At 67.1% G+C, this 16281-nt stretch carries 22 protein-coding genes; 13 read left to right on the plus strand and 9 right to left on the minus strand.

Going from position 1 to position 16281, the window contains the following annotated elements:
* Both KF783_RS13145 and KF783_RS13150 read right to left on the minus strand, forming a co-directional pair.
* On the minus strand, positions 1 to 121 hold a 121-nt coding region (locus tag KF783_RS13145), incomplete at its 3' end, for a PspA/IM30 family protein (protein ID WP_294080307.1).
* Between the two features lie 67 nt (positions 122 to 188).
* The gene (locus KF783_RS13150) at positions 189 to 332 is read right to left on the minus strand and encodes a hypothetical protein (RefSeq protein ID WP_294080050.1); all 144 of its coding nucleotides are present in this window, start codon (positions 330 to 332) and stop codon (positions 189 to 191) included.
* Positions 333 to 503: 171 nt separating this feature from the next.
* Here KF783_RS13150 and pspF point away from each other — a divergent pair, with 171 nt between their 5' ends.
* Complete coding sequence (gene pspF / locus KF783_RS13155) at positions 504 to 1535, plus strand: phage shock protein operon transcriptional activator (protein WP_294080052.1); 1032 nt, start codon at positions 504 to 506, stop codon at positions 1533 to 1535.
* Between the two features lie 99 nt (positions 1536 to 1634).
* Positions 1635 to 2249: a superoxide dismutase gene (locus tag KF783_RS13160; RefSeq protein ID WP_294080054.1), complete on the plus strand. Its 615-nt coding sequence runs from the start codon at positions 1635 to 1637 to the stop codon at positions 2247 to 2249.
* A 53-nt stretch (positions 2250 to 2302) separates the two neighbouring features.
* Here KF783_RS13160 and KF783_RS13165 read toward each other — a convergent pair whose 3' ends face one another.
* The 3 genes from KF783_RS13165 to mtaB all read right to left on the minus strand — a co-directional run bounded on the left by KF783_RS13165 (position 2303) and on the right by mtaB (position 5194).
* Complete coding sequence (locus KF783_RS13165) at positions 2303 to 2932, minus strand: septation protein A (protein WP_294080055.1); 630 nt, start codon at positions 2930 to 2932, stop codon at positions 2303 to 2305.
* A 103-nt stretch (positions 2933 to 3035) separates the two neighbouring features.
* Positions 3036 to 3968, minus strand: a complete 933-nt coding sequence (gene ftsY, locus KF783_RS13170) for a signal recognition particle-docking protein FtsY (RefSeq protein ID WP_294080056.1) — start codon at positions 3966 to 3968, stop codon at positions 3036 to 3038.
* Positions 3965 to 5194 (minus strand): tRNA (N(6)-L-threonylcarbamoyladenosine(37)-C(2))-methylthiotransferase MtaB, encoded by a 1230-nt coding sequence (mtaB, locus tag KF783_RS13175; protein WP_294080309.1) that lies wholly within the window; start codon positions 5192 to 5194, stop codon positions 3965 to 3967. The genes ftsY and mtaB overlap by 4 nt, the downstream gene beginning before the upstream one ends.
* 10 nt (positions 5195 to 5204) lie before the next feature.
* Here mtaB and KF783_RS13180 point away from each other — a divergent pair, with 10 nt between their 5' ends.
* The gene (locus tag KF783_RS13180; RefSeq protein ID WP_294080057.1) at positions 5205 to 5783 is read left to right on the plus strand and encodes a DUF924 family protein; all 579 of its coding nucleotides are present in this window, start codon (positions 5205 to 5207) and stop codon (positions 5781 to 5783) included.
* A gap of 4 nt (positions 5784 to 5787) precedes the next feature.
* On the opposite strand, the gene KF783_RS13185 is transcribed toward KF783_RS13180, so the two are convergent.
* Positions 5788 to 7428: an EAL domain-containing protein gene (locus tag KF783_RS13185; protein WP_294080058.1), complete on the minus strand. Its 1641-nt coding sequence runs from the start codon at positions 7426 to 7428 to the stop codon at positions 5788 to 5790.
* 227 nt (positions 7429 to 7655) lie between these two features.
* Here KF783_RS13185 and ffh point away from each other — a divergent pair, with 227 nt between their 5' ends.
* Genes ffh through KF783_RS13205 form a run of 4 tightly spaced genes read left to right on the plus strand, consistent with a single transcriptional unit; the run spans position 7656 to position 10906 of the window.
* A complete protein-coding gene (gene ffh / locus KF783_RS13190) occupies positions 7656 to 9140 on the plus strand; it encodes a signal recognition particle protein (protein ID WP_294080060.1) in 1485 nt (494 codons plus the stop codon).
* Between the two features lie 37 nt (positions 9141 to 9177).
* Positions 9178 to 9696: a 30S ribosomal protein S16 gene (rpsP, locus tag KF783_RS13195; RefSeq protein ID WP_294080061.1), complete on the plus strand. Its 519-nt coding sequence runs from the start codon at positions 9178 to 9180 to the stop codon at positions 9694 to 9696.
* A 3-nt stretch (positions 9697 to 9699) separates the two neighbouring features.
* Positions 9700 to 10176, plus strand: coding sequence for a ribosome maturation factor RimM (gene rimM / locus KF783_RS13200; RefSeq protein ID WP_294080062.1), 477 nt, complete (start codon positions 9700 to 9702; stop codon positions 10174 to 10176).
* Positions 10177 to 10183: 7 nt separating this feature from the next.
* Entirely contained in the window at positions 10184 to 10906 is a 723-nt protein-coding gene (locus KF783_RS13205; RefSeq protein WP_294080063.1) for a metallophosphoesterase family protein, read from the plus strand.
* 92 nt (positions 10907 to 10998) lie between these two features.
* Here the strand turns inward: KF783_RS13205 and KF783_RS13210 are convergent, their stop codons facing one another.
* A complete protein-coding gene (locus tag KF783_RS13210) occupies positions 10999 to 11907 on the minus strand; it encodes an NAD(P)/FAD-dependent oxidoreductase (protein ID WP_294080064.1) in 909 nt (302 codons plus the stop codon).
* Between the two features lie 89 nt (positions 11908 to 11996).
* Here KF783_RS13210 and KF783_RS13215 point away from each other — a divergent pair, with 89 nt between their 5' ends.
* Genes KF783_RS13215 through rplS form a run of 4 tightly spaced genes read left to right on the plus strand, consistent with a single transcriptional unit; the run spans position 11997 to position 13765 of the window.
* Positions 11997 to 12269: an AbrB/MazE/SpoVT family DNA-binding domain-containing protein gene (locus tag KF783_RS13215; protein WP_294080066.1), complete on the plus strand. Its 273-nt coding sequence runs from the start codon at positions 11997 to 11999 to the stop codon at positions 12267 to 12269.
* Positions 12262 to 12645, plus strand: a complete 384-nt coding sequence (locus KF783_RS13220; protein WP_294080067.1) for a type II toxin-antitoxin system VapC family toxin — start codon at positions 12262 to 12264, stop codon at positions 12643 to 12645. Before KF783_RS13215 ends, KF783_RS13220 begins: the two co-directional genes overlap by 8 nt.
* Positions 12642 to 13370 carry a tRNA (guanosine(37)-N1)-methyltransferase TrmD gene (gene trmD, locus KF783_RS13225; RefSeq protein WP_294080069.1) on the plus strand — a complete coding sequence of 243 codons (729 nt, stop codon included), beginning with the start codon at positions 12642 to 12644 and terminating at the stop codon, positions 13368 to 13370. Before KF783_RS13220 ends, trmD begins: the two co-directional genes overlap by 4 nt.
* 2 nt (positions 13371 to 13372) lie before the next feature.
* The gene (gene rplS, locus KF783_RS13230) at positions 13373 to 13765 is read left to right on the plus strand and encodes a 50S ribosomal protein L19 (protein WP_294080070.1); all 393 of its coding nucleotides are present in this window, start codon (positions 13373 to 13375) and stop codon (positions 13763 to 13765) included.
* Positions 13766 to 13960: 195 nt separating this feature from the next.
* Here the strand turns inward: rplS and KF783_RS13235 are convergent, their stop codons facing one another.
* The gene (locus KF783_RS13235) at positions 13961 to 14335 is read right to left on the minus strand and encodes a VOC family protein (protein ID WP_294080071.1); all 375 of its coding nucleotides are present in this window, start codon (positions 14333 to 14335) and stop codon (positions 13961 to 13963) included.
* Positions 14336 to 14414: 79 nt separating this feature from the next.
* Here KF783_RS13235 and soxR point away from each other — a divergent pair, with 79 nt between their 5' ends.
* Together soxR and KF783_RS13245 are read left to right on the plus strand one after the other, a co-directional pair.
* The gene (gene soxR / locus KF783_RS13240) at positions 14415 to 14870 is read left to right on the plus strand and encodes a redox-sensitive transcriptional activator SoxR (protein ID WP_294080072.1); all 456 of its coding nucleotides are present in this window, start codon (positions 14415 to 14417) and stop codon (positions 14868 to 14870) included.
* Positions 14867 to 15592, plus strand: a complete 726-nt coding sequence (locus KF783_RS13245) for a polysaccharide deacetylase family protein (RefSeq protein WP_294080073.1) — start codon at positions 14867 to 14869, stop codon at positions 15590 to 15592. Before soxR ends, KF783_RS13245 begins: the two co-directional genes overlap by 4 nt.
* Here KF783_RS13245 and KF783_RS13250 read toward each other — a convergent pair.
* Positions 15585 to 16235, minus strand: coding sequence for a hypothetical protein (locus KF783_RS13250; RefSeq protein WP_294080074.1), 651 nt, complete (start codon positions 16233 to 16235; stop codon positions 15585 to 15587). The two genes, KF783_RS13245 and KF783_RS13250, sit on opposite strands and share 8 nt — an antisense overlap.
* Between the last annotated feature and the right edge of the window lie 46 nt (positions 16236 to 16281).

A 16281-nucleotide genomic window follows, 5' to 3' on the forward strand; every position in this document is an offset into this window, starting at 1 on the left:
CCAGCGTCTCCTCCATTTCGAGGATGATCATGCGGATCATCTTCGCCGGGTCTTCAGCCTTGTCGAGAAGGTCGGTGAAGTTGGCGGCGATGATGTCGCGGGTGCGAGAGAAAATGCCCATCTGAAAGCTACTCCTTGGAATTTCGTGCCGCCGGGCGGGCTAGGGGATCCCGCCCGGCGGGGATCGCTCAGCGTCCGGGCTGAGCGGAAATCGTCGCCGCATGGGCGGCCCCCGGTGCGATCGCGCCCATCAGGCAGGTGGTGCTGACCACCAATGTGCAGGCGATCGCCGCGAGGGTGGTGCGAAAGCTGGTGTGGCCCTTGTACGTCATGTTCCGTCCCTTGGATCTCGTTCGTGATGCCGTCTTGCGGCTTGCCCACAGCATTGCAGGGGGCGTGCCAATTCGCGAAAATCGCAGAAATCTGCGGGTTGCTGGTTCGATTGGCTGGGCGCGGAACTGCGCACTTGCCAAGTGTTGGGAAAATATCCCAAAGGTTCGCGCATGGAGCGAACGACTCAGGTGATCGGCCAGTCCGGCGCGTTTCTTGACGCGCTCGAACTCGCCTCGCGCGCCGCCGGGCTCGACCGGCCGGTGCTGGTGATCGGTGAGCGTGGGACCGGCAAGGAACTGGTTGCGGAGCGTCTCCACCGCCTGTCCGCGCGCTGGGACCAGCCGCTCGTCGTCATGAACTGCGCCGCGCTGCCCGAAACGCTGATCGAGGCGGAGCTGTTCGGGCATGAGGCCGGATCGTTCACCGGCGCGACCAAGGGCCGGGCCGGGCGGTTCGAGGAGGCCGATGGCGGCACGCTGTTCCTCGACGAACTCGGTACGCTCAGCATGGCGGCGCAGGATCGCCTGCTCCGCGCGGTCGAATATGGCGAGATCACCCGGATCGGCGCCTCGCGCCCGCTGCGGGTCGATGTCCGCATCGTCGCCGCCACCAACGAACATCTGCCCGATCGTGTCGAGCGGGGGACGTTCCGCGCCGATCTGCTCGACCGCCTCTCGTTCGAGGTGGTGACCTTGCCGCCGCTGCGCGCCCGGGCCGGCGACGTGCTGGTGCTGGCGGAATTCTTCGGTCGCCGCATGGCCGCCGAAATCGGGCGCGCGTGGGAGGGGTTCGGCCCGACCGCGCTCGACGCGCTCACCGATCACGACTGGCCCGGCAATGTCCGCGAATTGCGCAACGTGGTCGAGCGCGCGGTCTATCGCTGGGATCGCGAGGGGCCGGTCGATGCGATCCAGGTCGATCCCTTCGCCTCGCCCTATCGTCCACGCCCGCTGCCGCGCCCCGGCAATGCCGCGCCGGTTCAACTGACCACCGAAGAGCCGGGGCCGATCCCCCAGCCGCAGGACGACGACATGCCCGGCGACTTCAAGAGCCGGGTCAACCGGTTCGAGCATCAGCTGCTGTCCCGCGCGCTGTCGGAAAACCGGTTCAACCAGCGCGCGACCGCCGACGCGCTCGGGCTCAGCTACGATCAGCTGCGCCACGCGCTTAAACGCCACGAACTGCTCGGCGCCGGCGGCTGATCGCCCGTTTCGATCCCGTCACGAGAAAAAATTGTGCAGCGGACAGGGGGCTGATGCGTTAGTCGGGCGCGACTTCACGAAAAACGGAGGGTTTTTCCCATGGCATTCGAACTTCCCACGCTCCCCTATGCGAAGGACGCGCTCGCGCCGACCATCTCTGCCGAGACGCTCGAATTTCACTATGGCAAGCATCACAAGGCCTATGTCGACAAGACCAACGGCTTCGTCGCCGACAAGGGGCTTGAGGGCAAGAAGCTGTCGGAGGTGATCCGGCACGCGAAGGAAACCGGCGACAAGGCGCTGTTCAACAACAGCGCACAGATCTGGAACCACAGCTTTTACTGGTTCGGCCTGACCCCGGAAAAGAAGGAGCCGACCGGCAAGCTCGCCGAGATGATCGAGAAGAGCTTCGGATCGAAGGAAGCGCTGGTGGAAAAGCTGGTGGCCGAGGCGACCGGGCATTTCTCCAACGGCTGGGGCTGGCTGGTGCTCGACGGCGGCGAGATCAAGGTGACGTCGCTGCACGACGCCGATACGCCGGTGGTCTACGACTATAAGCCGTTGCTGACGATCGACGTCTGGGAACACGCCTATTACATCGATTATCGCAACGCGCGCCCGGGCTATCTCGACGCGATCACCAAGATCATCGACTGGGATTTCGTCGCCGCCAACCTCGACGGCGAAGGCGTAAGCCGCGCCGACCAGGGCTGAACGCCTCGACAAATCCGAGTGGACGGGCCGGGGGTGACCTCGGCCCGTTCGCGTCACCCCTCGGGCGGGAGCGCCTTGTCGACGATTTCCGGATCGGTCGTCAGGCCGTGGCGCAGCAGCATCGGGATATTGCCGGCGGCAAACAATAGCGTCAGCGGCACCACGCCCCACAGCTTGAAGCCGACCCAGAAATCCCAGCTCTGGGTACGCCACACGATTTCGTTCAGCACCGCCATCACGGCGAAGAACACCGCCCAGTTGATCGTCAGCAGCCGCCAGCCCTTGGCCGTCAGCCCGGGATAGGCGCTTTCGAGCAGCATCTGGAGCAGCGGTTTCCGGGCGATCAGGCCATATGCCAGCACGATCGCGAACATCGCGTAGACGATGGTCGGCTTGACCTTGATGAAGGTTTCATCGTGGAACCACAGGGTCAGCCCGCCGAACACCAGCACCAGCACGCCTGAAATCCACAGCATCGGCGAAATGTGCCGCGTCTTCCACAGCGACAACCCCATCGCGAGGAAGATCGCGACCATGAACGCCGCCGTCGCGATCAGCACCCGCGCCAGCTGCGGTCCCGGCGCGAAGGTGTTGACCAGGAAGAAAATCGCCAGCGGACCGAAATCGATCAGCATGCGCAGGCCGGGGGAGGGGGCGGGTTTCGTGGATGCGGCGTCAGTCATGCTGCTCCCATGCCGGTTCGTGTCGGGGAAAGTCGAGGGTGAATTTGCGGATCGCCGCCGTCGCGCGGCCCCGCGATCGTGCCAATGGGGAAGGCGCCGGCTCTCATCCCTTCTGAAACGTTTCGACTCCGGCAATGATCCGCGCGACCTCGTGCGGATCGAACCCGCGCAGGTCGTCCACCTTCTCGCCCACGCCGATCGCATGGATGGGCAGCCGGTATTTCTCTGCCGCCGCGACCAGCACGCCGCCGCGCGCGGTGCCGTCCAGCTTGGTCATCACGATGCCGGTCACGCCGGCAACCTCCTTGAACACCTCGATCTGGCTCAGCGCGTTCTGGCCCGTGGTGGCGTCGAGCACCAGCAGCACGTCGTGCGGCGCGCCCGGGTCGATCCGGCCCAGCACGCGGCGGATCTTGGCCAGTTCGTCCATCAACTCGCGCTTGTTCTGCAACCGGCCGGCGGTATCGACGATCAGTACATCGACCTGTTCCTCGTTCGCCCGTTTGAGCGCCTCGAACGCGATGCCCGCCGCATCGCCGCCTTCCGCGCCGGACACGATCGGTACGCCGACCCGATCGGCCCAGGTCTTGAGCTGGCCGATCGCGGCGGCGCGAAACGTGTCGCCGGCCGCCAGCATCACCTTAAGCCCGTCGCCCTTCAGGATCGCGGCGAGCTTCGCGATCGTCGTCGTCTTGCCCGATCCGTTGACGCCGATCACCAGCATCACCTGTGGCCGCCCCTTGTCGGTCATCAGCGGCCGGGCGACGGGGGCGAGCGCCTTTTCGATCTCCTCGGCGACGACCAGGCGGATGCCCAGTTCCTCCATCCCGCGCTCGACCTGCTCCTCTTCCAGCCGGTCGCGGATCCGCATCGCGGTGGCCGGGCCAAGGTCGCTGGCGATCAGCGCTTCCTCGATCTCGTCCAGCGTCTCGCCGTCGAGCCGCGCCGCGCCCAGCCCGGCAAGATTGCCGACCAGCCGGTCCGATGTCTTCTTGAACCCGCCCAGCAGGCGATCGCGCCAACTCGGTCCGCTCATGCCGGCACCCCGCTCAACCTGCCATCCTCAACCCTGTCGATCTTCACTGTCGCTATCGTCCCGATCTGTGCCGGCTGGGAAAGGCGCACGGCCGCGAAATTGCCGGCATGGCCCTGGTCACCCGGCCGTTCGACCAGCACCGCCTGCCGCGTTCCGACCAGCGAGTCCAGCCATGCCGACCGCCGCGCCGCCGCCCGTTCGCGCAACGCCGCCGCACGCGCCTTCGCCACGCCGGGGGGCAGCTGTGGCATCCGCGCCGCCGGGGTGCCGTCGCGCGGGCTGTAGGGAAAGATATGGGCATGGACGATGTCGCAATCGTCGATCAGCGCGCGCGTGTTCGCCGCCATCGCTTCATCCTCGGTCGGGAAGCCCGCGATCAGGTCGGCGCCGATCGCGATGTCCTCCCGCGCGGCCTTCAGCCGTTCGACCAGCGCCACGCTGTCGGCGCGCGCATGGCGCCGCTTCATCCGCTTGAGGATCATGTCGTCCCCCGCCTGAAGCGACAGATGGACGTGCGGCATCACCCGCGCCTCCTGTGTCAGCAGCGCGAACAGCCGATCGTCGATCTCCACCCCGTCGAGCGAGGAAAGGCGCAACCGTTCGACCCGCGTGTGCGCCAGCACCCGCTCGACCAGCTGGCCCAGCGTCGGCGCGCCCGGCAGGTCCGGGCCATAGCTGGTCAGATCGACGCCGGTCAGAACGACCTCCCGATGCCCCGCCGCGACCAGCGTGGCGATGCGGTCGATCACCGCGCCCGCCGGCACCGACCGGCTGTTGCCCCGGCCATAGGGGATCGCGCAGAAGGTGCAGCGATGGTCGCACCCGTTCTGCACCTCGACGAAGGCGCGGGCATGGGCCGAAAAGCTGGAGGCGAGATGCGGGGCGGTCTGGCGCACCGCCATGATGTCCTGGACCAGCGCCGCATCGTCGGACCGCCACGCGTCCGGTCGCAGCTTTTCGGCATTGCCGATCACGCGATCGACTTCCGTCATGGCGCCAAAGCCTTGCGGATCGATCTGCGCGGCACAGCCGGTGACGACGATCTGGGCCGACGGGCGGTCGCGCCGGGCGCGGCGGATCGCCTGACGCGTCTGGCGCACAGCCTCGTTCGTCACCGCACAGCTGTTCACCACGACGACGTCGCGGGAGCCAAGCAGGGTGCGAATCGTTTCGCTTTCGGCCAGATTGAGCCGGCAGCCGAGGCTGATGACCTCTGGAGCGGCGATGGAGGACGACATGAGCGGCGATCTAGGGTCCGGAACGGGCGAAGTCCATGATTGTGCGCAGGCGGTGCTGCGCTTCTGGTTCGATGAACTGACGCCGGAGCAGCATTTCGCGAAGGACGATGCGCTCGATCGCACGATCGCCGGCCGGTTCGGCGAAGCGCACGACATGGTGTTGGCGAGCGGTGCCGCCGGCTGGCGCGACGGGCCGGACTGCCTGTTGGCCGCGGTGATCCTGCTCGATCAGTTCAGCCGCAACATCCATCGCGGCACCGCACGGGCATTTGCCGCCGACTCGCTCGCGCTGTCGCTGTCGCTGGAGGGGATCGCCAAGGGGTGGGACGCGCAGATGGCGCCGGACCGCGCGGCGTTTCTCTATATGCCGCTGATGCACGCCGAAAATGTCGAGGCGCAGCGGATGAGCCTTCAGAAATTCACCGCGCTCGGACGCCCGGAAAATCTGCGCTTTGCGATGGAGCATGCCGTCGTCATCGAACAGTTCGGCCGGTTTCCCAGCCGCAACGCGGCGCTGGGGCGTGAAAGCACGCGCGAGGAGCGCGACTATCTGAAGCGGCCGGACGCCGGCTGGTAGGCGTTCAGCCTGCGGCCCGGCGGGTATTGTCGGTGATCGTATCGATGCGCGGCGCCGCTTCCCCTTGCGGGCGGACGAGCAGGCGGCGTTCGGCCAGCATGCGGCGCACCCCCGCGACCGACAGCGGCTTGCCATAGTGCCAGCCCTGCGCCTTTGCGCAGCCCAGCGCCTTCAGCCGCGCCTCGATCGCCGCGTCCTCCACGCCCTCTGCGGTGATCGGCAGGTTCAGGCTTTCGCCCAGCGATACGATGGCATTGACGATCGCGGCGGAATCGACGCTTTCGTTGAGCGAGATGATGAAGCTCTTGTCGATCTTGATGCGATCGAACGGCAGCGCGCGCAGATGCGCCAGGCTGGAATAGCCGGTGCCGAAATCGTCCAGCGCCAGCTGCGCGCCCTGGTTCTTCAGGCTGCCCACGATCGACTGCGCCAGCGCCAGATTCTCGAACAACGCGCTTTCGGTGATCTCGATCTCCAGCCGGCTGGCGGGGAAGCCGGTTTCGGTCAGCACCTTGATGATCTTCTGTGCCAGCCACGCGTCGCGCAACTGCCAGGGCGAGATGTTGATCGACAGGTTGAGCGAGGCGTCCCAGTCGCGCGCGGCGGTGAACGCCTGCGCCATGATCGACAGCGACATGTCGGCGATCATCCCGGTTTCCTCGGCGATCGGGATGAACAGTTCGGGGCTGATCAGCCCGCGGGTCGGATGTTCCCACCGCGCCAGCACCTCGAACCCGTGCAGCCGGCCGGTAGTGAGATCGATCTGCTGCTCGAAATAGGGGACGATCTCGCCGCGCGGGATCGCGCTGCGCAGCCCCGATTCCAGCTCGTTGCGCGCCTGTAGCTCGCGCTCCATCGAATGGTCGAACCAGGCGTGGCGGTTGCGCCCCGATTTCTTGGCCGCGTACATCGCGATGTCGGCGGCGCGCATCAGCGAATCGATGCTCGGGCAATCGAAATCCGAACGGGCGAGGCCGACCGATCCCGAAATATGCAGGCGCAGGCCGTCCACCTCGAACGGCTGGGCCATCCGCGCGACGATGCGGTCGGCGATCCGCTCGACGACGTCGGGATGTTCGGAATCGAACAGGAAACCACAGGCGAATTCGTCGCCGCCCAGCCGCGCGGTCAGCGCGACCGGCGGCATCGCCGCGGCGATCTCGCCCGCGACGCAGCGGAGCAGCGAGTCGCCGACCGCATGGCCGTGCATGTCGTTGACCGTCTTGAAATGGTCGAGGTCGATGACCAGCATGGCCATCGCCTTGCGCCGTCGCTGGGCGTTGACGAACATCGCCGCGCCTTCCTCCGCGACGCTGCGGCGGTTGAGGAAGCCGGTCAGCGGATCGCGGCTCGCCAGCATGTGCGCGCGCTCCTCCGCTTCGGTGCGGATGCGGACTTCATCCGACAGGGCGCGGTGGCGGCGCCAGCCGAACAGGATCAGCGCGACGTTCAGCAACAGCGCGATGATCAGCGTGCGGTCCGCCGGCGCCTCGCCCTCGAAATAATGTTTGAGCGTCTTGGACAGCACCGAACTGCCGGTGCCGACGAACATCAGGATGGCGGCGACGCTGATCGCGCCGGTGATCATGTCACTGCCGGTCGGTGCGCGTTCGGCCTCGCTGTCGACGTCTGTGTCCCGCGCCATGCCGGATCGTTCCCCTGAATGCTGATGCACGGACCGGATATTCCATGGCGAGAGTGTAGATGGGGTTAAAGCGGCGCGTGGTTGCACTTATCTGCGCATGCGGCTATGCGGCCCCGGCCGTTCCCATGGAGCGCGACGACATATGCCCGGCGGGGCAACGCTGGCCGACGAGGTTTCGTCCGCCGGCGTTTTATGCGTTTCGGGCCTGGGAGCAATGGGAGAAGCGAGTGTTTGACAGTCTGAGCGAGCGGCTTGGCGGCGTATTCGACCGTCTGAAGGGCCGTGGCGCGCTGACCGAAGCGGATGTGCGGACCGCGATGCGTGAAGTGCGCATCGCGCTGCTCGAGGCCGATGTCGCACTGCCCGTCGCGCGCAGCTTCGTCGATGGCGTCACCGAACAGGCGGTGGGTCAGCAGGTGCTGCGGTCGGTCACGCCGGGCCAGCAGGTCGTCAAGATCGTCAATGACGCGCTGGTCGCGATGCTGGGGCCGGACACCGCCGAACTTCATCTCGACGTCACCCCGCCGGCGGTGGTGATGATGGTCGGGCTTCAGGGTTCGGGCAAGACGACGACCACGGCGAAACTGTCGCGCCTGCTCCGCAAGCAGGGCAAGAAGGTCATGATGGCGTCGCTCGACGTCAACCGTCCCGCCGCGCAGGAGCAGCTGGCGGTGCTCGGCACCCAGGCGGAGGTCGCGACGCTGCCGATCGTCGCGGGGCAGCAGCCGGTCGATATCGCCCGCCGCGCGATGCAGGCCGCGAAGCTTCAGGGCTTCGACGTGCTGATGCTCGACACGGCGGGCCGCCTGCATGTCGATCAGCAGCTGATGGACGAGATGAAGGCGGTGGCCGACATCTCGAAGCCCCAGGAAATCCTGCTCGTCGTCGATAGCCTGACCGGTCAGGACGCGGTCAATGTCGCGCAGAACTTCTCCGATCAGGTGCCGCTTACCGGCGTCGTGCTGACCCGCATGGACGGCGATGCGCGCGGCGGTGCGGCGCTGTCGATGCGCGCGGTCACCGGCAAGCCGATCAAGTTCGCCGGCATCGGTGAAAAGCTCGACGCGATCGAGCCGTTTCATCCCAGCCGCGTTGCCGGCCGCATCCTTGGCATGGGCGATGTCGTCTCGCTGGTCGAAAAGGCCGCGCAGGCGATCGAGCAGGAGGACGCCGAAAAGATGGCGGCCCGGCTCGCCAAGGGTCAGTTCGACATGAACGACCTGCGGGGGCAGCTGGCCCAGATGCGGCGGATGGGCGGCATCGGCGCGCTCGCCGGCATGATCCCGGGGATGAAGAAGGCGCAGGCCGCGATGGCCGCAGGCAATGTCGATGAACGCATCCTGCTCCGCATGGACGCGATGATCACGTCGATGACGCCCAAGGAGCGCGGCAAGCCCGAACTCATCAACGCCAAGCGCAAGATCCGCATCGCCAAGGGCAGCGGCACGACCGTTCAGGACGTGAACAAGCTGCTCAAGATGCACCAGGAAATGTCCACCGCGATGAAGCGCATCAAGAAGATGGGCGGCCTGAAGGGCATGCTCTCGATGCTCGGCAAGGGGGGCATGGGTGGCCTTGGCAATGCGCTGGGCGGCCCCGGCATGGGCGAGATGATGGGCAAGCTCGGCGGACCGGGCGGCGGGCTTCCCGGCCTGCCCGGCGATGGCGAGATACCGCCCGAGCTGGCGAAGCTCCTGAACAAGAAGAAGTGATTTCAACCGTTTGAATTTGAAAGAAGGAAGAAGTTAAATGGCACTCAGCATGCGTCTGTCGCGCGGCGGCTCGAAGAAGCGGCCCTATTACCGGATCGTCGTCGCCGACGCGCGGTCGCCCCGCGACGGCAAGTTCATCGAGAAGATCGGCACCTACAACCCGCTGCTCGCCAAGGATTCGGGCGAGCGGGTGAAGCTCGACGCCGATCGCGCGAAGCATTGGCTGAGCCATGGCGCGCAGCCGACCGACCGCGTCGCCCGCTTTCTGGATGCCGCCGGCGTCCGTGAGCGCGCCGCGCGCAACAACCCGAACAAGGCCGAGCCGGGCGAGAAGGCCAAGGAACGCGCCGAGGAGCGCGCCGAGAAGCTGAAGGCCGCCGAGGAAGCCGCAGCCGAGGCGAAGCAGGCGGAGGCCGAGGCCGTCGTCGCTGCCGAAGTCGAAGCCGCGACCGAAGAGCCGAGCGCCGAAGCCGAGCAGGTCGCCGAAGCGACTGCCGAAGAGACCCCGGCCGCCGAAGCGACTGCGGAAGCCGGCGAGGAAAAGGCCGAGGGCTGATCCTTGTCGAATGACCGCCCCGTCACGCTTGCCGTCGTCATCGGCGCGCACGGCGTGACGGGCGAGGTCCGCCTGAAGGTCTTTGCCGATGATCTGTCGGCGCACCGCCGTTTCAATGGCGGCGCGCTGACGCTCCGATCGGTGCGTCCCGGGAATAACGGGGCGATCGCCCGGTTTGCCGAGGTGTCCGACCGGAACGCGGCGGAGGCATTGCGCGGCACCGAACTCACCGTCGCGCGCGATGCGCTGCCCCCCCTGGCTGACGGCGAATACTACCACGCCGACCTGATCGGGCTGGCGGTGGTGGACGAGGGGGGCGGTGCGATCGGCACCGTCGTCGCGGTCGAGAATTTCGGCGCGGGCGATGTCGTCGAGATCGAGCGGCCCGACGGCAAGCGCTTCATGGTGCCGATGGCGCCGAACGCAGTGCCGCGCTGGGATACGCGGACGCTTACCGTCGCCGATGGGTGGGCGGACTGACGCCGCGATGACGCTGGCGATCCTCTCCGATATTCACGGCAATCTCCCCGCGCTCGAAGCCGTCATCGCCGATGCCCGCGCCGCCGGGGCCACCGCCTTCGTCAATCTGGGGGACAGCCTGTCGGGGCCGCTCTGGCCCGCCGAGACCGCCGATCTGCTGATGCGCGCCGACTGGCCGACGATCGCCGGCAATCACGAGCGCCAGCTGCTCACCGACCCGCCGGACCGGATCGCTCCGTCCGATCGCTTCGCCCGCGCCGCGCTGGACGCGGGGCAGTTGCGATGGCTGGCGGCGCAGCCGGCGACGCGCGTGGTGCATGGCATCGATATGGTTCACGGCACCGCGCGTTGCGATCACGAACATCTGCTGGTGACGATCGAACCGGATGGCCTGCGCGCCGCCACCGATGCGGAGGTCGCGGCGCGGCTGGGCGATGCGTGCGCGCCGATGACGCTGTGCGGTCACACGCATCTACCGGATGTCCGAACGCTTGCGGACGGGCGGATCGTGGCGAACCCGGGCAGCGTGGGCCTTCAGGCCTATCTCGGCGCGAATCCGTATCCCTATGCGGTCCAGACCGGGGATCCGCGTGCGCGCTATGCCCTGATCCGTGGCGATGACGTCGATCTGCGCGCGGTCGCCTACGATCATGCGGCGGCGGCGGCCAAGGCGGCGCGCGAGGGGCAGGGGGACTGGGCGTTCGCGCTGCGCACCGGCCTGGCCCGCTGAACGTCAGGCCCCGCCGGGACCGATCCGCGACCGTCGCTTCGCCACGTCCGCCGATAATCCTGTTTGCAGGCCCGACGACAATCCCCGACCGCTCACCGCCGGATCGGGCGCTGTTCGCTCAGCAGGTTGCGGATCGCGGTCGAGGCGACACCCGCCTGGCCCATCGCGTTGCTGATCTGGTCCAGCCCCAGCACCACGTCGCCCGCCGCGAACAGCCCAGGGATCGATGTCCGCTGATGGGCGTCCACCTCCAGACAGCCCTCGCCCGTCGCCTTCGCCCCCGCCGCGACGGCAAGGTCGGACCGGATACGCGAACCCAGCGCGGGATAGACGCTATCGAACGACATGCGTCCGCCCGCGGTGTCGAACGCGATTCGATCGTCCTCGATCGCATAATTGCCGCACGGCCCATCGACGCGCCCGATCCCGGCATCGTCCAGCGCGCGTGCGCATGCCGCGTCCAGCCGGTGTTCGACATCGGGCGCGATCAGCGTGACATCGCGGGTGAAGCCGCGAAGGAACAGGGCCTCACGCATGCCGTGGTCACCGGTGCCGATCACGCCGACGCGCCTGTCGGTCACCTCATAGCCGTCGCACACCGGGCAATAGCGGATCAGCCCGCCGGCCAGCGCGCGGTCGTGAAGCGCATCGTCCAGCCTCTCCGGACGATGGTTGATCACGCCGGTCGCCAGCAGCACCGACCGCGCCTGAAAGCGCCGCGCGCCGGCATGGACGATGAACCCGCCCGGCACCGGTTCGATGCGCGTCACCTTCGCCGGCTCACGCACCGCGCCATAAGTCTCTGCCTGCGCCAGCATCCGCCGCAGCAGTTCGACCCCCGCAATCCCCTCGGGATAGCCGGCATGATTGTGGGTGCGCGGGATCAGCGCCGCGCGGCTCGACCCGCAATCGAACAGCCGGATCGACAGATGATAGCGGGCGAGGTAGATCGCCGCCGTCAGCCCGGCCGGCCCCGCGCCGACGATGATGCAATCTTCCATGGCGGCAAAAGCGCGATGAGGCGAAGATCGTTCCTTGTCGCATCGGCGTGACGAATGTATATACATCACGTATATACGAAAGGCCGGCCATGAGCGAGGAATATCGCGCCAAGATCTTCAAGTCGGGCAATTCGCTCGCGCTGCGCCTGCCCAAGGCGCTCGGGATGAAGGAAGGCACCGAAGTCGTGCTGCGCGAGGAGCGGCAGGGATTCTCCGTCGAACCTGTCGCGGAGGAACCGAAGAAGATCGATATCAGTGGTTTTGCCGGCAAGATTCCCTGGCTCAAGCCGATACGGCCTGAAGATCGCGCGTTCGAGGAGCGTGAGTTGGACTGGGATTTGAAGCGGATGAAGCGTGGCTGAGTTCCGTTACCTTCTCGACACCAATATCTGCATTTACATCCTCGCCGATCTGAACAGCCCGGCCGCCCAACGTCTGTCGCGCGAAGACAGCGGCTCGGTCGCGATTTCCACGATCGCTCACGCCGAACTGGAGCGCGGCCTTGTCGATGTCGATGCTGGAGCGCGCGCGGCGGCAGATGCGCTCTATGCGGCGGCTCCCTTGCTTGATTTCGATCGCGAGGCGGCCCGCGTCTGTGCCACGATCCCATTCCGTCACGCCCGTTTCGATCGCCTGATCGCGGCACACGCGCTCGCGCTGGGGGTGACGCTCGTCACCAACAACGAGGCCGATTTCGCCGACATCCCGGGGCTCAAGACCGAGAACTGGACCCGATGACCTTCGCCGCGACCGTACTGACCCTTTATCCCGAGATGTTTCCGGGGCCGCTCGGCATGTCGATCGCCGGGCGCGGGCTTGCCGATGGAAAATGGAGCCTCGACACCGTCCAGATCCGCGACTTCGCGACGGACCGGCACCGCACCGTCGATGATACGCCGGCGGGCGGCGGGGCGGGGATGGTGCTGAAGGCGGACGTCCTCGCCGCCGCCTGTGACAGCGTGGGATATGCCCGCCCGATGCTGGCGATGACCCCGCGCGGTGCGCCGCTTACCCAGCAGCGCATCCGCGCCCTGGCCGCCGGTCCCGGCGTCACGATCCTGTGCGGCCGGTTCGAGGGGTTTGACGATCGCCTGTTCGACGCGCGTGCCATCGAACAGGTATCGATCGGCGACTATATCCTGTCGGGCGGAGAGATGGGGGCGCTGGTGCTTCTCGACGCTTGCATTCGCCTGCTTCCCGGCGTAATGGGCGCGCCTTCCAGCGGGGATGACGAGAGCTTCGAGACGGGGCTGTTGGAATATCCGCAATATACCCGACCTGTGGAATGGGAAGGGCGCACGATCCCCGAAGTGCTGCGATCGGGGGATCATGCGAGGATCGATGCCTGGCGCAAGCAACAGGCAGAGAGCGATACACGGCTAAGGAGGCCGGATCTTTGGGAGCGCCATGAGGGCGCTCGGGTCCAACCTCCCTCTGGCGCGCGGCGACAGAAGGACGAATGAGAATGAACCTCATCCAGCAGATCGAGGCGGAGAACGTCGCGAAGTTCGCCGCCGACAAGAAGATCCCCGATTTCCGCCCCGGCGACACGCTGAAGGTCGGTGTGAAGGTCGTCGAAGGCGAGCGCACCCGCGTCCAGAATTTCGAAGGCGTCTGCATCGCCCGCTCGAACAAGGGCATGGGCAGCAACTTCACCGTCCGCAAGATTTCGTTCGGCGAGGGCGTCGAGCGCGTGTTCCCGCTCTATTCGCCGAACGTCGATAGCATCGAGGTCGTCCGTCGCGGCGTCGTGCGGCGTGCGAAGCTTTATTATCTGCGTGGCCGCACCGGCAAGTCGGCCCGCATTGCCGAGCGCCGCGATCCGCGTCCGGCAAAGGGAACCGCCGCCGCCGAATAAGCGGGGCTTTCCTACAGCATTCGCGGGGCGCGGAGGGGATGCCTTCCGCGCCCCGCTTGCATTCGGGGCCGTGCCGATCCGCCCTGCCGGCAAGGTGGCGGCGGCACAGGGCCGGAGCGGGCCGATACGCGGCGCGCGCCGGCGCCCTTCGCGCACGCGACACGTGCCAGCGAACCCGGCGGGGCGGGGGCGATGTCACCCGTAACTGACGATCTCGAACTCGATCCCGTCATGGTCGAGGAAGTAGAAGCGCCGGCCCGGCGGGTAATCGCCATGGCTGAACGGAACCAGGCCGATTGCCTCCACTTTCGCCTCGATCGCGTCCAGGTCTTCGACGACGATCCCGACATGGTTGAGCGGCGTCCCCTTGGGGTGGCGCGTCGCATCGCCGGCGGGCGGGGCGTAGAGCGCGAGGTAGAAGCGATCGTCGCCGACATGGATCGTCCGGCCGCCGTTCATCGCCGCACCCTCCCATCGGACATCCCATCCGAACAGATGGCGCATCAGCCGCGCCGAACGCGCGGGGTTCGAAACGGTCAGGTTCACATGCTCGATGAAGGTCGTGGACATGGCGCTTTCCTTTGCGGTTGCGTGAATGCCCGCCTTCGGTACAACCTCAAGTTAAGTTGAGGTCAAGCGGAAAGATGCGGTGCGCGGGGACGAGCTTGTGACGATCGGGGAACTGGCGGCCCGCACTGGGCTCGCGGTGTCGGCGATCCGCTTTTACGAAACACGTGGGCTGGTCGCGCCGCTCCGCACGCGCGGTAATCAGCGGCGGTTCCTCCGATCGGATATCCGGCGCCTGTCCTTCGCGCTGATCGCCCAGAAGCTGGGGCTGACGATCGATGAAATCGCTGCGGAACTGGGCAAGCTGCCACAGGGCCGCACGCCCACGGTCCGCGACTGGGATCGCATCAGTCGCGGCTTCCGTCGCGAGATCGATCGGCGCATCGCGCTGCTCGAACGCACGCGGTCAAAGCTCGACGAATGTATCGGCTGTGGATGCCTGTCGCTGCGCAAATGTGCGCTCTACAATCCGGACGACGCGCTTGGCGCGGGTGGGGCGGGGCCGCGGCTGGTCCTTGAGACCGGGGAGGCGGAATGACCGCACGGCGATGGGCGATGTCTGGCGCGGCGGGCCTGCTGGTCCTGCTCGCCGGCGCCTGGGGCGCGCGCGCCGCGATGAAGGCGCGTTGCTGGGCGTTCGGCGCGCCGGTCGTCTGTCATGTCGCGGTGCGGGATCGGGTGGTCGCGCTCAGCTTCGACGACGGGCCGACCCGGATCGGCACCGATGCCGTTCTGCCGGTCCTTGCCGCCCACGGCGCCCACGCCACCTTCTTCCTGATCGGAGCGGAAGTGGCGCGCGATCCCGCCGATGTGCGCCGTATCGTCGCGGCCGGGCATGAGGTCGGCAATCACAGCTTCGCCCATGGCCGCATGATTTCGCCCTTCGCGGCGCGCTATCGGGACGAAATCGCGCGCACCGATGCCGCCGTGATGGCCGCCGGCGCGCCACGCCCCACGCTGTTTCGCCCACCCTATGGCGCGAAGTTCACCGGCCTGGCCCGCGCTGTCGCCGGCAAGACGATCGCGATGTGGGATTTTGAGGAGCCGGTCGCGCGCCCGGGCGGGGCGCGTGCCTATGCCGACGCGGTTCTGCGGTCGGTGCGGCCCGGATCGATCATCCTCATCCATCCGATGTATGCCAGCCGCTCGGTCGAGCGTGCCGCGCTGCCGATGATCCTCGACGGGCTGCGGGCGCGGGGCTATCGCGTCGTCACGGTGAGCGAACTGATCGCCGCAGGATCGGCGCCCGGAGTTACGTGAAGCTGAAATTGGCGGGGCGTGCCTGTTCGGCATTCTGGTCGAACGCGTGGCTGGCGAACTTGCCGCCGCGTTCCACCCAGTGGAGGAACAGATGCGCCGACCAGCCATTGGGATTGGGCTGGGTACGACCGTGGCGCAGGTGGACGCCGTCATAGATCACGCCGTCGCCCGGCTCCATCGCCCATCCGACGCTGGGGCCGTCGAACCCGTCCTCGATCTCGATCGTCGGGTTGGGGTTGCGCCGCGCCGCGACTTCCAGTGGCCAGGGCGCGCCGTCGCTATAGTCCAGCGTCAGCGACAGGCTCACCTCACAGGACGGCCGATCGGCGTGGACGCGGCAGATGTCGCCCTCACGATACAGCCGCAGATAGCTGTAGGTGGGCAACAGGTCGCGCCCGGCAAGCGAAGCGACGACCGGGGTCAGCCCCCACAACAGCGTCAGCATCGGCGGATAGTCGAACCCGTATAATTCGGGTGCGCCGCGTTTCAGGATCACCGATTCCTTGGTGATCTGGCTCAACGCGACGTTGGAGTGGCGCAGGCCCGCCTGCAACTGGTTGAGGAACGCGTTGCAGATTTCGCGCGGCAGCAATCCGCGTACCAGCGCGTGTCCGTTCGCCGCAAAGTCGCCCTCGATCTGCATGGCCGGGCGATACGGGTGCGCGCGCGTCCGCGCAAGGCCAAGGCTT

The sequence above is a fragment of the Sphingomonas sp. genome, from assembly GCF_019635455.1.
Lineage (GTDB): Bacteria > Pseudomonadota > Alphaproteobacteria > Sphingomonadales > Sphingomonadaceae > Sphingomonas.

Coding starts and splice junctions, on each gene's coding strand:
- KF783_RS13250 (WP_294080074.1), bottom strand. CDS start 16,235: ATGCAGATCGAGGGCGACTTTGCGGCGAACGGACACGCGCTGGTACGC.
- rplS (WP_294080070.1), top strand. CDS start 13,373: ATGAACCTCATCCAGCAGATCGAGGCGGAGAACGTCGCGAAGTTCGCC.
- KF783_RS13165 (WP_294080055.1), bottom strand. CDS start 2,932: ATGACTGACGCCGCATCCACGAAACCCGCCCCCTCCCCCGGCCTGCGC.
- KF783_RS13210 (WP_294080064.1), bottom strand. CDS start 11,907: ATGGAAGATTGCATCATCGTCGGCGCGGGGCCGGCCGGGCTGACGGCG.
- KF783_RS13235 (WP_294080071.1), bottom strand. CDS start 14,335: ATGTCCACGACCTTCATCGAGCATGTGAACCTGACCGTTTCGAACCCC.
- KF783_RS13205 (WP_294080063.1), top strand. CDS start 10,184: ATGACGCTGGCGATCCTCTCCGATATTCACGGCAATCTCCCCGCGCTC.
- pspF (WP_294080052.1), top strand. CDS start 504: ATGGAGCGAACGACTCAGGTGATCGGCCAGTCCGGCGCGTTTCTTGAC.
- KF783_RS13245 (WP_294080073.1), top strand. CDS start 14,867: ATGACCGCACGGCGATGGGCGATGTCTGGCGCGGCGGGCCTGCTGGTC.
- trmD (WP_294080069.1), top strand. CDS start 12,642: ATGACCTTCGCCGCGACCGTACTGACCCTTTATCCCGAGATGTTTCCG.
- KF783_RS13180 (WP_294080057.1), top strand. CDS start 5,205: ATGAGCGGCGATCTAGGGTCCGGAACGGGCGAAGTCCATGATTGTGCG.
- KF783_RS13185 (WP_294080058.1), bottom strand. CDS start 7,428: ATGGCGCGGGACACAGACGTCGACAGCGAGGCCGAACGCGCACCGACC.
- ftsY (WP_294080056.1), bottom strand. CDS start 3,968: ATGAGCGGACCGAGTTGGCGCGATCGCCTGCTGGGCGGGTTCAAGAAG.
- rpsP (WP_294080061.1), top strand. CDS start 9,178: ATGGCACTCAGCATGCGTCTGTCGCGCGGCGGCTCGAAGAAGCGGCCC.
- KF783_RS13160 (WP_294080054.1), top strand. CDS start 1,635: ATGGCATTCGAACTTCCCACGCTCCCCTATGCGAAGGACGCGCTCGCG.
- KF783_RS13215 (WP_294080066.1), top strand. CDS start 11,997: ATGAGCGAGGAATATCGCGCCAAGATCTTCAAGTCGGGCAATTCGCTC.
- KF783_RS13150 (WP_294080050.1), bottom strand. CDS start 332: ATGACGTACAAGGGCCACACCAGCTTTCGCACCACCCTCGCGGCGATC.